Source organism: Paenibacillus thermoaerophilus (assembly GCF_005938195.1).
Taxonomy (GTDB): domain Bacteria; phylum Bacillota; class Bacilli; order Paenibacillales; family Reconciliibacillaceae; genus Paenibacillus_W; species Paenibacillus_W thermoaerophilus.
In genome coordinates, this window is record NZ_VCQZ01000031.1 from 1 (window position 1) to 14,228 (window position 14,228).

Annotated in this window: 15 protein-coding genes; 4 read left to right on the forward strand and 11 right to left on the reverse strand. The window is 60.4% G+C overall.

Going from position 1 to position 14,228, the window contains the following annotated elements:
* Window positions 1-412: 412 nt before the first annotated feature.
* A complete protein-coding gene (gene serS, locus FE781_RS15835) occupies window positions 413-1,690 on the forward strand; it encodes a serine--tRNA ligase (RefSeq protein ID WP_138790590.1) in 1,278 nt (425 codons plus the stop codon).
* Window positions 1,691-1,758: 68 nt separating this feature from the next.
* Window positions 1,759-2,445, forward strand: coding sequence for a class I SAM-dependent methyltransferase (locus FE781_RS15840; RefSeq protein WP_138790591.1), 687 nt, complete (start codon window positions 1,759-1,761; stop codon window positions 2,443-2,445).
* 73 nt (window positions 2,446-2,518) lie between these two features.
* Here the strand turns inward: FE781_RS15840 and FE781_RS15845 are convergent, their stop codons facing one another.
* Window positions 2,519-3,073: a glycerol-3-phosphate responsive antiterminator gene (locus FE781_RS15845; RefSeq protein WP_138790592.1), complete on the reverse strand. Its 555-nt coding sequence runs from the start codon at window positions 3,071-3,073 to the stop codon at window positions 2,519-2,521.
* 200 nt (window positions 3,074-3,273) lie between these two features.
* Here FE781_RS15845 and FE781_RS15850 point away from each other — a divergent pair, with 200 nt between their 5' ends.
* Window positions 3,274-4,665, forward strand: coding sequence for an aldehyde dehydrogenase (locus tag FE781_RS15850; protein ID WP_246068212.1), 1,392 nt, complete (start codon window positions 3,274-3,276; stop codon window positions 4,663-4,665).
* A 43-nt stretch (window positions 4,666-4,708) separates the two neighbouring features.
* On the opposite strand, the gene FE781_RS15855 is transcribed toward FE781_RS15850, so the two are convergent.
* From FE781_RS15855 to FE781_RS15895, 8 genes are all read right to left on the reverse strand, one after another.
* Complete coding sequence (locus tag FE781_RS15855) at window positions 4,709-5,605, reverse strand: DNA-3-methyladenine glycosylase family protein (protein WP_138790594.1); 897 nt, start codon at window positions 5,603-5,605, stop codon at window positions 4,709-4,711.
* Entirely contained in the window at window positions 5,586-6,137 is a 552-nt protein-coding gene (locus FE781_RS18030; RefSeq protein WP_138790595.1) for a methylated-DNA--[protein]-cysteine S-methyltransferase, read from the reverse strand. Before FE781_RS18030 ends, FE781_RS15855 begins: the two co-directional genes overlap by 20 nt.
* Entirely contained in the window at window positions 6,137-6,709 is a 573-nt protein-coding gene (locus FE781_RS15865; protein ID WP_138790596.1) for a bifunctional transcriptional activator/DNA repair enzyme AdaA, read from the reverse strand. Before FE781_RS15865 ends, FE781_RS18030 begins: the two co-directional genes overlap by 1 nt.
* A gap of 124 nt (window positions 6,710-6,833) precedes the next feature.
* On the reverse strand, window positions 6,834-7,931 hold the full coding sequence (gene rlmN / locus FE781_RS15870) for a dual-specificity RNA methyltransferase RlmN (RefSeq protein WP_138790597.1): 1,098 nt from the start codon (window positions 7,929-7,931) through the stop codon (window positions 6,834-6,836).
* A gap of 261 nt (window positions 7,932-8,192) precedes the next feature.
* The gene (locus FE781_RS15875; protein WP_138790598.1) at window positions 8,193-9,047 is read right to left on the reverse strand and encodes an alpha/beta hydrolase; all 855 of its coding nucleotides are present in this window, start codon (window positions 9,045-9,047) and stop codon (window positions 8,193-8,195) included.
* 23 nt (window positions 9,048-9,070) lie between these two features.
* Window positions 9,071-10,096 (reverse strand): ABC transporter substrate-binding protein, encoded by a 1,026-nt coding sequence (locus FE781_RS15880; protein WP_138790599.1) that lies wholly within the window; start codon window positions 10,094-10,096, stop codon window positions 9,071-9,073.
* Window positions 10,097-10,170: 74 nt separating this feature from the next.
* Window positions 10,171-11,361, reverse strand: coding sequence for a helix-turn-helix domain-containing protein (locus FE781_RS15885; RefSeq protein ID WP_138790600.1), 1,191 nt, complete (start codon window positions 11,359-11,361; stop codon window positions 10,171-10,173).
* Between the two features lie 280 nt (window positions 11,362-11,641).
* Window positions 11,642-12,241, reverse strand: coding sequence for a TetR/AcrR family transcriptional regulator (locus tag FE781_RS15895; protein WP_170209569.1), 600 nt, complete (start codon window positions 12,239-12,241; stop codon window positions 11,642-11,644).
* A gap of 208 nt (window positions 12,242-12,449) precedes the next feature.
* Here FE781_RS15895 and FE781_RS17550 point away from each other — a divergent pair, with 208 nt between their 5' ends.
* On the forward strand, window positions 12,450-12,617 hold the full coding sequence (locus FE781_RS17550) for a hypothetical protein (RefSeq protein WP_170209570.1): 168 nt from the start codon (window positions 12,450-12,452) through the stop codon (window positions 12,615-12,617).
* 253 nt (window positions 12,618-12,870) lie between these two features.
* Here the strand turns inward: FE781_RS17550 and FE781_RS15900 are convergent, their stop codons facing one another.
* Complete coding sequence (locus tag FE781_RS15900; protein ID WP_138790603.1) at window positions 12,871-13,089, reverse strand: cysteine-rich CWC family protein; 219 nt, start codon at window positions 13,087-13,089, stop codon at window positions 12,871-12,873.
* A 110-nt stretch (window positions 13,090-13,199) separates the two neighbouring features.
* Entirely contained in the window at window positions 13,200-14,144 is a 945-nt protein-coding gene (locus FE781_RS15905; protein ID WP_246068214.1) for a CapA family protein, read from the reverse strand.
* Window positions 14,145-14,228: the final 84 nt, after the last annotated feature.

A 14,228-nucleotide genomic window follows, 5' to 3' on the forward strand; every position in this document is an offset into this window, starting at 1 on the left:
CATCCAGAATCTTCTCCACTACAAGTACCTTCTTCAGTTCTGCTCTGGTCAATGTCATAAACTCCTGTCCCATAGTGACATTATCTCAGAACAGTTACACCGTGACATTATCACGGAACAACAACACTTCATGCGGCTCCCCCTTGATTTGAACCTCCGCATGCGCTATACTTGCACAAAACACCGAATACCGCGATCATGCCGATGAAGAGCATCCAACTCGGAGGCGTTTTCGTCAAGGGGAACGAAGCTTCCCCCTAAGCTAACCGGGTCCGCCCGTTAACGCGGAACAAAAGTGGATCGGACAACTGCCTGTCCGGTCAATTTGGGTGGCACCGCGAGATCGAAGCGCTCCTCGTCCCATACGGACAAGGGCGCTTTTTGTATTTCGACCAAAGGAGAGTGCGGGGCCATGTTGGACATCAAGCAAATCAGGGAAAATCCGGAGCGGATTCAAGCGATCGCCGACCAGAAAGGGATTGAGGTCTCGATCCCGGAATTGCTCCGGCGGGATGACGATCGGCGTCTGCTGCGGCGGCGGATTGAGGAGCTGCGGCAGGAACGAAACCGACAGAGCGAGGAGATCGCCCGTCTCGTCAAGCGGGACAGCCGCGAAAACACCGAACGTAAAAAACGCCGGGTCAAGGAGCTGAACGGTCGGTTAAGGGCCCTGGAGGCCGACTGCCGGGAGGCGGAGCGCGAGTATAGGAGGCTGATGATGCTCGTCCCCAATATCGTCTCGCCCGACACGCCGATTGGGCGCTCGGACGCGGACAACGTCGAGCTCAAGCGGGTCGGCGGACTCCCCAGCTTCGCCTTCGAACCGCGGGACCACGTGGCGCTGGGCGAGCTCCACCGGATGATCGACATTCCCCGCGGGGTGAAAACGGCGGGAAGCCGCCACTACTATTTGACCGGAGCCGGAGCGCTGCTGCACCGGGCCGTGCAGCAGCTCGCGCTCGATCTGCTGACCGCCGGAGGGTTCAGGCTGCTGGAGGTGCCGCTCATGGTCCGGGGCGAAGCGCTGACTAATACGGGATTTTTCCCGCTGGGCGAGAGCCAGACGTACCGGATGGCCGAGGACGGCAAATGGCTGGTCGGCACGTCGGAAGTTCCGCTTGTGTCGTACTACAGCGGCGAAATCGTCGACGTATCGGAACCGATCCGTCTGGCCGCCGTCTCGATGTGCTTCCGCAACGAGGTCGGCTCCGCCGGCCGGGATGTGCACGGCTTGTATCGCGTGCACCAGTTCTCGAAGGTGGAGCAGGTGGTAATCTGCGAGGACAACCTGGAGCTGTCGGAGCGGTTGTTTGACGAGATTACGCGCAACGCGGAACAACTGCTCCAGCTCCTGGAGCTGCCTTATCGGGTGATGGCCGTCTGCACGGGCGACATGTCGCAGAAGACCTACAAGCAGGTCGACATCGAGACGTGGATGCCGAGCCGCCGGGCATACGGGGAAACCCATTCGTCGTCGAACCTGCTCGACTTCCAGGCTCGCCGCTCCAATATCCGCTATCGCGATGCCGAAGGCCGGGTCCGGTTCTGCCACACGCTCAACAACACCGCCGTCGCTTCGCCCCGCATCCTCATCCCGCTGCTGGAGAACCATCAGGAGGAAGACGGCTCGATCCGCATCCCCCCGGCCTTGCGCAAATATATAAACGGGATCGAATATTTGCGGCCTTGACCTTGACCCGGCGTCAACGTTTACGATGGGACGGCGCGCGCGTCAATCCAGAAATCAGGAGGTTGCACATGCCGGATCATCGTACGATTTATGAACAACAAGCGGAGCGGTATCACTTGCTGATCTCGAAGCAAGCGGGCTTGCGGCGTGCCGTGGAGTCCATTCGGCCTTGCCGGGGGCTGGACATCGCCGATGTCGGGGCGGGCACGGGGCGACTGACGGTGGAGCTGGCTCCCGAGGCCCGATCGATCGTCGCGTTGGACGCCTCCGAAGCGATGCTTCGGATCGCCGCCGAGCGGCTGAAGCAGGCCGGGCTGACGAATTGGCGGACGCAGACGGCCGACCTGCGGAAGCTGCCCCTGGAGGACAACAGCGCGGATCTGGTCGTGGCGGGCTGGAGCATCTGTTACCTGGCGGGCTCCCATAACGCCAACTGGGAGAGCAACCTGCGGGCCATCATCGGCGAAGCGCGGAGAGTGCTGCGGGACAAGGGAACGATCGTCATCTTCGAGACGATGGGCACCGGCTTCGAGACGCCGAATCCCCCCGATTTCCTGATCCCGTACTATGCCGCTCTGGTCGAGACGTACGGGTTCTCCCACCGGTGGGTCCGCACCGACTACCGGTTCGACGATGTCCGGCAGGCCGAGGAGCTGACGCGCTTCTTCTTCGGTCCGGAGCTGGCCGAACGCGTCGCCGCCGAGCGGCTTGTCCGGCTGCCCGAATGCGCGGGAATCTGGTGGCTGCATCTGTAATAAACGGAACGTCCCCGACCGGAGGTCCGGCGGGGACGTTATCGTTCCCGGACGGGGCGCGGCGAATCGCGTCTCAACGCCAGAAACGCTGGTCGCCGATCGACACGTAGTCCGCGCCGCTGTCCAGGGCCGTCCGAATCTCCTCTTCGCTTCGGATCAATCCGCCTGCGATCAGCGGCTGACGGACGACGTCCTTAAGCTCGCGGATCACCCGCGGCATCAATCCGGGCATCAGCTCTACTTCATCCGGCTGGCTTTGCCCGACCATTTTAATCGCCGTTTCCACCGCCGTCGTATCGATGGCGAAAATGCGCTGGATGGATTTGATCCCGACCTGCCGGGCGGCTGCGATCGCGTTGCTCTTGGTCGAGACGATCCCGTCGATTCCGAAGGTATGCGCCAGATACTCGACGGCGTACCGGTCGCGACCGAGCCCATTGACCATTTCCAGATGGACATAAACCTGCTTGCCGTGGGCGCGCAGACTCCCGATCAACTCCCCGAGCCGAAGGATGTTGCCCGCTACCAGATTAACCCGCTTCACGCTGCTGCGAACCGCCGCCTCGACTTGTTCGGGATTCGTGATCGAAGCGATAATCGGAACCTTGTGCGCCGATTGCGTCGTCATCGCGTTCACTCCTTCCTTGGCCGCCAGTATAACGAACGATTGTCATCCCCCGTCGCCAAACAGATAAAGAACTGGTAAACGTCCTTGAAAATTCGGTTTGGCCATGCGCAAGACCGGTTCAGGCCTATTCCGCAACGGAGCGCCGCATGGCAATCGTCCGTCAAACTTGGTACACTGAAACCAAAAAAGGGGCGTTGCTTGTGGAAGGAGTTACACCCGAACAAGTCCGGGACATTCTTGACGCGCACCGCCAGTTTTATCGCGAGGGGCATACGCGGAGTCTGAAGTTCCGGCTGGAGCAGCTCGGCAAGCTCCGGGACGCCATGATCCGGTACGACCGGGACATCAAGGCCGCTCTCCATCGGGATCTGCGCAAAAGCGAGTTCGAAGCGCTGGCGACGGAGACGGGCTTCGCGCTGATGAGCATCCGCTATACGATGAAGCATCTCAAGCGCTGGATGAAGCCGCAGAAGGTCCGGACGCCGGTCCATCTGCAGCCGTCCCGCAGCTATATCGTCAGCGAACCGTACGGCACGGTATTGATTATCGGGCCGTTCAACTATCCGTTCCAGCTCTTGATCGAACCGCTCATCGGAGCGATCGCCGCCGGCAACTGCGCCGTCCTCAAGCCGTCGGAGCATACGCCGGCCGTGTCGGCCGTCATCGGGGCCCTCATCCGGGAGACGTTCGACGAGCGCTACATCCGGGTGGTCGAGGGGGAGAAAGAGACGACGTCCGCCTTGATCCGCGCCCCGTTCGACCATATCTTCTTCACCGGGAGCGTGCCGGTAGGCAAAATCGTCATGCAGGCCGCCGCCGCGAATCTGACGCCGGTCACGCTGGAGCTGGGCGGGAAGAGCCCGGTCATCGTCGACGCCAGCGCCAATCTCGACCTGGCCGCCAAAAGGATCATGTGGGGCAAGCTGTTGAATGCCGGCCAAACCTGCATCTCTCCAGACTACGTCCTGGTTCATGAGAGCGTGAAGGAGCGGCTTGTCGACAAGATGAAAGCGGCGGTTGTCGGCTTTTACGGAGAGGATGCGTCCAAAAGCCCGGACTACGGCCGTATCGTGAATACGCGCCACTTCGACCGGCTGGCGACCATACTGGAACGGGATCGGGAGAAAATCGCCTATGGCGGCGCGTCGAACCGGGAAGATCTCTATATCGAACCCACGCTGATCGATCCCGCTTCCTGGGAAGACGCTTCCATGGAGGACGAGATCTTCGGGCCGATCCTGCCCATCCTGACGTACCGCCGGCTGGACGACGCGATCCGCATGATTCTGGATCGCCCGAAGCCGTTAGCCTTGTATGTATTCACCGAAGACCGCAGCGTGGAGCGCGAGGTGCTGAGCCGCGTGCCGTTCGGCGGCGGCTGCGTCAACGATACGATCATGCACGTGGCGAACCACCATCTTCCGTTCGGCGGCGTCGGCCCGTCCGGATTCGGAGCCTATCACGGAAAACACAGCTTCGACGTGTTCTCCCACCGCAAGAGCATCCTGCGCAAAAGCACCCGGTTCGATATCAAGCTGGCATTTCCACCTTACGGCGACAAGATCCGTCTGCTGAAGAAAATCCTGAAGTGACGGCAGGCCGGCCCGCTCTTGGGCCGGCGGCCGCATCGGCCACCTAATAAAGCGTCCGCCATAAATAAAAGGTCAGGTAAGATTCCCACCCCCGCCACGGGGCAAACAAATCCCTCAGTTCCGGTTCGGTTGGCTTCCGATCCAGGCCCAGCAAGATCTTCGCGGCATTTTGAAGCCCGGCGTCGCCGATCGGCAGAGAAGTCGGGTCGCCCAAGCATCTCATCCGCACATACTGGGAGGTCCAGGGCCCCACTCCCCGTATCGCCGTCAGCTCTCGATCGACCGCTTGGGAATCGGGCAACGCCAGCAGCCGTTCGCGGCTCAACTGTCCGCCGGCCATCCGCTCCGCCACCGTCAGGACCGCGATGGCCTTGTTTCTCGTGAGCTGAAGCCCGTACAGCTCCTCGACGGACGCGCCGGCCAACCGCTCGGGCTGCGGGAACAGCCGATAGACGGTTCCCTCCCGTTCGGCCGACTCCCCGTAAGCCTCCGTCAACCGCCGCTTCAGCTTGTAGGCGAACGCCAGATTGACCTGCTGGCCGACGATCGCCCAGCAAAGCGCTTCGAACAGGTCGGGAATGCCGACGATGCGCAGCCCCGCCCGTTCGCGAACCAGCGGCCCCGCCAGCGAGTCCGTCCGGGCAATGGCCATAAACGGTTCGAGATCCCGATCCAGATCGAACCAATCCCGGATATACCGGATGAGGAGCTCCCGTTCCTGCTGGGAAACCGAGCCGCCCAATACCTGCACGCGCATCGCCCGCTCCCCCGGGCAAGTCAGCCTGACCAGCGCGGTTCCGGAGCCGGCCCGGACGAGCCGGGTGACCGATTCGCCGTCCGCCTCATACAGACATTCCAGCGGCGAGCGGGCCATATAAGCCAGACATTCGCGGAAGCTGAACAAGGAGGGCAGCGGCAGCTCAAAAGCGGAATCGTTCATGTCCGGTCGCCTCCAATCCGGCCACTCCTTCCAGATCGAGGAGCCGCTTTTTGATGCGAAGACCGCCTCTATAGCCCGTCAGCGTCCCGTTCGAACCGACAACCCTATGGCAGGGGACGACGATCGGGACCGGATTCCGCCCGTTCGCCGCCCCGACCGCGCGTACGGCCTTCGGCTTCCCGATCGACTCGGCCAACTGCTTGTACGTCCAGGCTTGACCGTACGGAATGGGGCGCAGCCCCTCCCAGACCTTCCGCTGAAAGTCGGTTCCCCGCAGATCGAGGGGGATGTCGTCGAAGCGGACCGGCTGGCCCGCGAAGTAGCGTTCCAGCCGGTCGATGATGCCGAATTCGTCGAACAAGCCGCGATCGTCCGCCCACTCCCCGTGAGGCAGACAGCGGTCCAGCCACGGTCCGGCTTGCGACGCCTCTTCCTGCGGATACAAGATCCGGCATAGACCTTGCTCCGTCGCCAGCAGCGTCCACGCGCCCGCCGGTCCGGCCAGCTTATGACGATATGCTTTACGGGACATCACATCAAGTCGCCTCCTCGGCATGCATTCCGATATTCCGTGGGCGAACGGCCCGTCCTGCGGCTGAACCAGGCGGAGAAGTGGGACGGGCTTCCGTAACCGACGGCCGCCGCGACATCGGCGACGGCATCGCCGGAATGAGCAAGCAGCCTCTTGGCGTGAGCCAGTCTGGTTTGTTCGAGTTTCTGCGCCGGCGAATATCCGTTTACTTGCTTGTACACCCGCTGCAGATGATACGGGCTTACGGAGAGGGACTCCGCGATCGCCCGCAAGGTCAGCTTACCGGCGAACCGGGCTTCGATGACGGCGTCCACCTGCGCCGCCAGCGCGGCATCCGGCCGCAGCCTTCCGTTCGACTCCGGCTTGCAGCGCTTGCAGGGCCGGTAGCCGTCTTGCAATGCCATCTCCAATGACGGGTAGAAGGTCACATTCTCGGCTTTCGGCGTCTTGGCCTTGCAGGTCGGCCGGCACACGATCCGGGTCGTCCGCACGCCCGTATAATAGATGCCGTCATAGGTCGCTTCCCGGCGGACGACCGATTGGTATATCCGGTCGAACAGCTCCTGGTCCATCCGATCACCCCGTTACCGCCAGTATAAGCGAATCGGGAACCGTTATATAGAGGCGCGGAATAAGACCGCAACTTTCCGACAGACCGCCCTCCCGCGCGACGTCCCTTGACGAATAACCCCGGCTCTACCGAGCCGGGGCGGCTGTGCCGGGCTGATGGGCGCCGGCTGTATCCTTTTGAATCTGCTTGCTGCGAAGCTGGCCGCAAGCGGCGTCGATATCCGTTCCGTGCTCAAGCCGCACGCTGCAGTTGATCCCGTGTTTTTTCAACACATCGTAAAATGCCCTCACCGACTCCGGCTCGCTGCGCCGATACTGGCTGTGCTCGTCGACGGGGTTATAAGGAATGAGGTTCACCGCCGCCATTTCCTTGCGGTCTCCGATCAGTTCGACCAGCTCCAGCGCATGCTCCGGCCGGTCGTTGATATCCTTCAGCAGGATGTACTCCAGCGTAACCTTGCGCTTCCGCTTGGCCAGATAATAATCGATGGCCTCCATCAGCTTGGCGATCGGGATCGCCCGGTTGATCTTCATGATGCGCGTGCGCAGCTCGTCGTTCGGCGCGTGCAGCGAGACCGCCAGATTGACCTGGGGTTCGGCGTCCGCGAACGCGTAGATTTTGTCGGCCAGTCCGCTTGTCGAAACCGTAATATGCCGGGGGCCGATCGCCAGTCCTTTGGGATGGGTCACGACGCGCAGGAACGTCATGAGGTTCTCGAAGTTGTCGAACGGCTCCCCGATACCCATGACGACGATATGGCTGACTTTCTCGCCCTGCCCGGCCTGATCCAGATGAAGCTGCACCTTCATGATCTGCTCCACGATCTCGCCTGCCGACAGATCGCGGCTTTTCGCCAGCAATCCGCTGGCGCAGAAGCTGCAGCCGATATTGCAGCCGACCTGCGTCGTCACGCAGACGGACAAACCGTATTTATGGCGCATCAGCACGGTTTCGATCAGATTGCCATCCGCCAGCCTGAACAAAAATTTGACCGTGCCGTCCGCCGACGTCTGCCGGAGATGCTCGCTCGCGGTTTGAATCGCGAAGTGGCTGGCCAGCAGTTCCAGGCATGCCGGATGCACATCGGTCATGTCCGAGAACGCCGCGGCCCGCTTCCGGTATAACCATTCCCAAACCTGCACGGCCCGGGATTTTTTATGTCCGCGCTCCTCCAGCCATGCCGTTAGCTGTTCGAGCGTCAGTCCGTAGATCGATTGGTTCATGCGTGATCCTCTTCTTTTCGCGTGAGATCATAACCCGGTATGCCGTTCCGGTGGCACAAGCGGCTTGCCGCCCGAGACAGTCCGAGCCGCGCGCAGCGGTCCGCAGCTCCGCGCCGGAACCTTATAATTGATCTATTATAACCTGCCGCCCGCCCTTATGCCAGAGGGCAGTCGTCCGGCTGTTATTCGGCGAATCAACCTTCATGATCTTCCAAATAAAAAAGCGCCACGGACGTGCAAGCTTCCGTGGCGCTTGTCGCATCAAGCTTCCGGCTGCAAGGCAAACCGCAGCGCGCGGCTGATCAAGGGAGGCAGAACCGATACGTGGCCTTCGTCCTCGAACTCCCTGAACAGAACCTTTAATCCCCGGCCGGAATAGGCGGACAGCCGTTCGGCGAGTGCTCTGGCGCTGTCGAAATTGCCGGAGACGTGTCCCCGCTCCAGTCCTCCCATGGCGATCAGAACATCGGCCTGTACGCGCTCCCGCGCGAGGCGCGAGACGAATGACTGCTCCGCTTCCTCCATATAGGCCGGAATCCAGTGTACGGACGGACTGCCGGCAACATAATGGCGGAAGGCATGAGGCTTGGCGAACAACGCATACAGGACGAACAGCCCTCCCAGCGAATGGCCGAAAATCGTCTGTCTCCCGCGGTCGATCGCCGTTTCTCGTTCGATCAGCGGCTTCAGATCCTCCTCGATAAATTGCAGGAACGCCGCCGCTCCGCCCTGCTCGGGGAGGGGCGTTCCGTCCGGCTTCCGGGTATACCGGTCGCTTGGCGCCGGCGTCAGGTCGTAATAGCGTTCAAGCCCGAACGGGGTGTCCGTCCGATAGCCGATCCCGACGACGACGGCCGGCACGACTCCGGTCTTGTCGGGCCTGCCGCTCTGCAGGCGCACCGCCTCCGCCATCGTGCCGAATACTGAATTCGCATCCAGCAGATAAATCACCGGATAACCCGTTTCGGGCGGTTCGCCGGGCGGAATCGACAGGAAAATGCGATACGGCCGGTTTTCCGCGCGCGAGCGCATGTCCCACTGGAAGGTGCGGGGGATGTCGAACCTGGGGCGCGAATGGGTTAACGCCTCGGCGGAATCCCGATTGTGTTGTTCCATGGTTTCCATCGCTCCTTATACCGCTATTGGACCAGCAGCTTGAGCGTATCGTCGATCATCTTCTCGTAAGCGATCAGCCCGCTGCCCAGCCAGTGCATATCGTTTAATTCGTACACATGTCCCTGCTTCACGGCGGGAATGCTCTTCCAGACCGGGCTTTCCGTCATCTCCCGGAGACGCTCCGTCCCTTGGCCGTATTGATTGATCACAAAGATATAATCCGCGTCAAGCTCCGGCAAGATCTCCAAGGTGATGTTCGCGCTGTTTTCTTTCTCCACCAGCTTCGAACGGCCGAGCCCGAGATCCTGATGCACGACGTAGCCGCACAAATAGTTGGCGCCCATGAGACTGACGCCTTTGGGAGCAAAACGGAGAATCGCGACTTTTTTGCCCCCGACCGCCTGCTCCAGCTTCTTCTTCGCCGTCTCCGCTTTGTCCCGGTACGCCTTCAGCGCTTGCTCCGCTTCGGCCTGTTTGCCCACCAGCTCTCCCAGCGCGAGCAGCGACTTCTCGATATTGCCGGACGCGTTGTTGAATACATAAGTCGGCGCGATTTTGGAATAGTTCTCGTAAACGCCGTTGCCCGCATAGCTCGAAGTGTGCAGGATGATCAAATCGGGATTGTACGACAGGAGCACCTCCGGCGAAGGCAATCCGGTCGAGAGGTCGAGCTTCGGCACGTCCTTTAACTCCTCTTGCAAATACTCAAGCGCCTGATTGCCGTTGGACCACTGGGCGACGGGCTTCAGACCGAGCTTGAGGAGAGAATCCTCCAGATACGGCGCGAAAATCCGCTTGGGTGATGCCGGGACGACAAGTTCGTGGCCGAGCTCGTCCTTCACCTTGCGTTCTCCCGCCGGCTCCGGACTGTTTGCCCCCGCGGCGGGTGCGGTAGAAGCGGCGCCCTGGGTGCCGGAAGGACTGGGCGGTGGCTCCTTGTTCTCCCCGGAGCCGCAGGCGGCAAGCAGGCCCCCGCCCACAACGGCGCAGAGCAGGACAACAGCGGCATTTCGCAGCGCGCGGCCAAATCCGCTGGCATTTCGATACATGGGACGATCCCTCCTGTGATAACCATTCTCAACGAGGAGGATTATAAGTCATCGCTTGCCCGGAGGCCATGTACTTAATGCGGCAAAGCCTTTGTACTTTTTCCCGTGAACAGCAGCAGGGCTTCATCCAGAATCCGGCTGACGGCAACAGCCGAATATTCGAACCACGGGTCCGACGGGATCGGATACACGCGGCGTTTCCTGACCGCCTTCAGCTGCCACCAAGCGGAGGAGTGCTGCAAGGCCAGCCAATACGTCCGCGAAGCGGTATCCGGGCAGACGGCCAGCAGCATCCGGTCCGGGTTCAGCTCGCGCAGTTGCTCCAGCGTAATAGGCGTGTTGCGGACGGATGATCCGCCTCTGTCGGCGGCTTCAAGCCGCAGATCCCGGCGCAGCACGTCCTCCAGCCCCCGGTTCCAGTAGACGTGCAGGCGGCTGCCGTATATTCTCAGAACCAGAATCCGTTCGCCGCCCAACACCTTGCCGATGCGCTCCCGGACGAACTCCGCCTGCCGCTCGTAGCGTTGAATCCATCGTTCCGCCGCCTCCTCCCGGTTGAGGAAGTGGGCGATTTTTCTCAATTGGTCTCTCCAGCCGTCCTCCGACTCCGGAATAAACAAGGACGGCGCGATCTCCGTCAGCTTTGCCCGCTCGTCCGCCGACAGCCGGTCCGTTCCGATAATGGCGTCCGGACGAATCCGGGAGAGCATGCCGATGTTCGCGTCGAATTTCAAATGGCTGTAAGGTTCGGTCAGCTTCAGATGGAACTTGATTGCCGTCCGGTAGTCGTTGTAGTAATAAGCGGTCCATTTGGGATCGAGGGGCGCCGCAGCCGGTACGACATCCAAAGCCAGCAGATGCCCCGTAATCGGCGGGGAGCAGGCGGCGACGCGGCTTCTGGCCTGTTTCTTGTAATCGGAGGGAGAGACGCCCACCTCCTTCTTGAATTTGTGGCTGAAATAAAACTCGTCGCTGTACCCCACCTGAAGCGCGATCTCCCGCAGACGCGCTCCGGATTCGGCCAAGTACCGCTTCGCCCGGTTGATCCGCAGATCCGTCAAATATTCGACGGCGCTCTGTCCGTACGTTTTTTTGAACAAATGCGCGAAATATTTCGGACTGAGACCGGCCATTTCCGCCAACTGCCCGGTCGTAAGCGGCTCATGATAATGCCGATCCATAAAAGCTTTAACCTCGTCCAAATTCGGCCCGGAATTCGGCTGCGACGCAACCGGGCCTTTGACTGCCGGCCATTCCGCGTTCATATGCATGAGGCTCCTCCTCTGGCTGCAGGCAAGGAGACGGCTGGCCTCAGCCCGCCCCTCCGGTTAATGATAATCATTATCAATAACCTAAAATTAGCATATGCCGTTTGTTGCCGTCAATCCGGGCACGGCCATCGATCCTCGCCGCGCCTACGGCCTGTTCCCCCGCCTTGCCCCGGCATCACTCCATCCGCCTTGCAGCTTGAACGACGCCGGGGCGTTGGGGACGACGCTGACGGATCGGCCAGAGACGATCAGTACCGCCAAATCGGCAAGCCTGTCATGGGGCTTTCGGCTGTAACCGCGAGTGATTTTCCCAGGGTTCCTCCACTCGTCTCAGAATCATATCCACGGCCAGCTCGGCTTGCTCCTCGTAAGAAGTCGCCGCCCCATTTATATAGCGCTGGATCAGCAGCCCGTGAATCACGGCCAGCATAAACACCCCGATCTTCCGGTCTCCGACGAGTTGTTCGCACAAGCGGATATACTCGCCGATCGTCCGTTGGATCGCCGAATGTTGCTCCGGTACGGCGCCCGTTTTCTCCTGCCGGATGTATTCGTGCAAAATCATAAATTTCCGCATAAACCGTTCTTCGCTCTCGAAGACATGGGTAAAAAACGCCCTCAGCCGATCCTCCACGCCGCTTATCTCCATCATCCGGGAGCCAAAGGCGATGTCCTCCTCGGTTATCAGAATCAGCAGTTGCTCGAACATCGCCAGCTTATTGGGAAAGTAATGGTACAGCGTGCCCGTCGATACGCCCAAAAAGCCCGCGATCTGTCTCATGGATAAGGAAGCATATCCGTATTCGGCGAATAACCCGAAGCATTGGTTCAGCAGTTGTCTGCGATATTCGTCATGGTTGATGATTTTGGGCATGTCATCACCTTTCGCGGTTATTGTTCTCTCGTGCCTCTGGTATGTATATCGGCATATCTCTTGCCGATCGAAACCTCTCCGCACGGTTGACAAGAAATTCTGGGCCGTCTCGGACGCGGGAAAAACCGGGTATACGGCGGGAATGCATAAATGTTTTCCCCACATGGAAAGCTATTCCTTATGCCACGCATGAAGGGAGGTGCCGACCGTGCCCCATCAGCAACATAACGAAGCGTCGAAATCGGACGTGCAGACGACCAAGCTGAACAAGCTGCCGGTTCCGGGCGAAGCGGATACGGAATTCTCCGCGGAGCAAGCAGCGGAAGCTTTCGAGCAGAACCAATCCGCGAATCGTGCGGATGAAAACCAGCAATAACGCCGAATGCAAACATAACAGGGAAGCGCCTGAAAAACGAAAATCGCCCTTCAACCGGCTTTCTTGGCCGGGCGGAGGGCGATTTTATTGATGTTATGTACGTTGGCGGACGTTGGCGACAAAACAAGTTGAGGAATATCCATTATATGCCAATGAGTTCTGTTGAATGTTCAGCAGTATCCGCGATTCCAAACGAATAGATGAATTCGGCTTGTTCGCCTTTCGCGATCCTTCTTCAGGTGACGCGCACCGCTCAATGATCCTCATGTTCGCGCCGAAATTGCTCCAGACAGGCTTCGCATATGCAGGACCCCCGCTTTTCTTCGGGAACCCGCGCGCGCAGTTCGCCCGGAATCGGGCCGGACCGGTAGCACCAGCAGGCCTCGATGGGCAGGCCGGCTTCATAGCCGCACCGGTTGTCCTGTCCGCACAGCGGGCATAGTCGGGTATTCGTGTACCGAGGTTCGGACATCTCGTAGCTTCACCCCCAACCTTATTATAAGGAGACGGCGCGAATCGGGCATGTCCGAAATTCCGCAAGGACCGTGCCGCCCCGCGAGCGGCCGATCCGGCTCTGCCTCCTCAATGTTGCGCGGGAACCACCCGGAAGGCGGTTCTCCCCTTCATGCGGACGCGGCGAACCTGGGTGGGCGTACGGGCGATGCGGACGATGTCCGAAATCCCGCGGCGATTTTTGACGACCGTTATCCGCAGAATCATCGCGCGTATCGTATGCGGATTTTTCTTCAGACGGGTAGACACAAAATTGCCGAGCGAGTAGGCGGCAACGCGATGCCGCAGCTCTCCGCGGATGTCTGTCGTCTTCCGGAACACGACGGGCTGCAGCACATGCGGATGCGCACCCAGAATGACGTGGGCCCCGTGCTTGAACAGCAGCCGGACGAGTCTTTTCTGCCTGGCGTTGGGAACCCGATGGTATTCCAGCCCGAAATGAAGGCATACGACGAGCAGATCCGTCCGTTTTCTCAGATACGCCATATCCGCCAAGATCCTCCCGGTCCGGATCCGGTTGACGAGCCAAGGCTTGGGCACCGGAATGGAGTTGGTTCCGGTCGTGTAGGACAAGATGCCGACGCGGATCCCTTTGGCGCGGACGATCAGGTATCGTCGGGATTCCTGGGCCGACCGGCTCGTTCCCGTGTGACGAATACCGTGCCGGTCGAGAACCGCCAACGTCCGCCGCAAGCCGGAAGCGCCTCCGTCCATGCTGTGATTGTTCGCCGTCGTCAGCACGTCGAAGCCGGCTCGCTTCAAATCGCCGGCCAGTTCATCCGGGCAGTTGAACAGCGGATTGCCTGTCCGTCTGCTCCTGCGTTCGTACCGGCCGCTCGGGTCACGTCCGGAAAACGTCGTCTCCAGATTGCCGATCGTCAGATCGGCCTTGCGCAAATACGGGGCGACGCCGGCAAACAGAGGAGCAAACGAATAGGAATCCGAACCGGTTCGCCTCGCCGCTTGGATGATGGTCCTCTTCATCAACAGGTCGCCTACTGCGGCTATCGTCATCTTCGCCACGGCTCCCACCTCCCGGAGATGTTTGCTACTACGATATTCAGGGGCGGGAAAGCGGTGATACGAGTCAGGACGGAG

Excerpts from the sequence above, each read along its gene's own strand:
- FE781_RS15875 (WP_138790598.1), bottom strand. The coding sequence starts at position 9,047 with ATGGAACAACACAATCGGGATTCCGCCGAGGCGTTAACCCATTCGCGC.
- FE781_RS18030 (WP_138790595.1), bottom strand. The coding sequence starts at position 6,137 with ATGTCCCGTAAAGCATATCGTCATAAGCTGGCCGGACCGGCGGGCGCG.
- FE781_RS15840 (WP_138790591.1), top strand. The coding sequence starts at position 1,759 with ATGCCGGATCATCGTACGATTTATGAACAACAAGCGGAGCGGTATCAC.
- FE781_RS15900 (WP_138790603.1), bottom strand. The coding sequence starts at position 13,089 with ATGTCCGAACCTCGGTACACGAATACCCGACTATGCCCGCTGTGCGGA.
- FE781_RS15885 (WP_138790600.1), bottom strand. The coding sequence starts at position 11,361 with ATGAACGCGGAATGGCCGGCAGTCAAAGGCCCGGTTGCGTCGCAGCCG.
- FE781_RS15855 (WP_138790594.1), bottom strand. The coding sequence starts at position 5,605 with ATGAACGATTCCGCTTTTGAGCTGCCGCTGCCCTCCTTGTTCAGCTTC.
- serS (WP_138790590.1), top strand. The coding sequence starts at position 413 with ATGTTGGACATCAAGCAAATCAGGGAAAATCCGGAGCGGATTCAAGCG.
- FE781_RS15865 (WP_138790596.1), bottom strand. The coding sequence starts at position 6,709 with ATGGACCAGGAGCTGTTCGACCGGATATACCAATCGGTCGTCCGCCGG.
- FE781_RS15880 (WP_138790599.1), bottom strand. The coding sequence starts at position 10,096 with ATGTATCGAAATGCCAGCGGATTTGGCCGCGCGCTGCGAAATGCCGCT.
- FE781_RS15905 (WP_246068214.1), bottom strand. The coding sequence starts at position 14,144 with ATGACGATAGCCGCAGTAGGCGACCTGTTGATGAAGAGGACCATCATC.
- rlmN (WP_138790597.1), bottom strand. The coding sequence starts at position 7,931 with ATGAACCAATCGATCTACGGACTGACGCTCGAACAGCTAACGGCATGG.
- FE781_RS15895 (WP_170209569.1), bottom strand. The coding sequence starts at position 12,241 with ATGCCCAAAATCATCAACCATGACGAATATCGCAGACAACTGCTGAAC.
- FE781_RS15845 (WP_138790592.1), bottom strand. The coding sequence starts at position 3,073 with ATGACGACGCAATCGGCGCACAAGGTTCCGATTATCGCTTCGATCACG.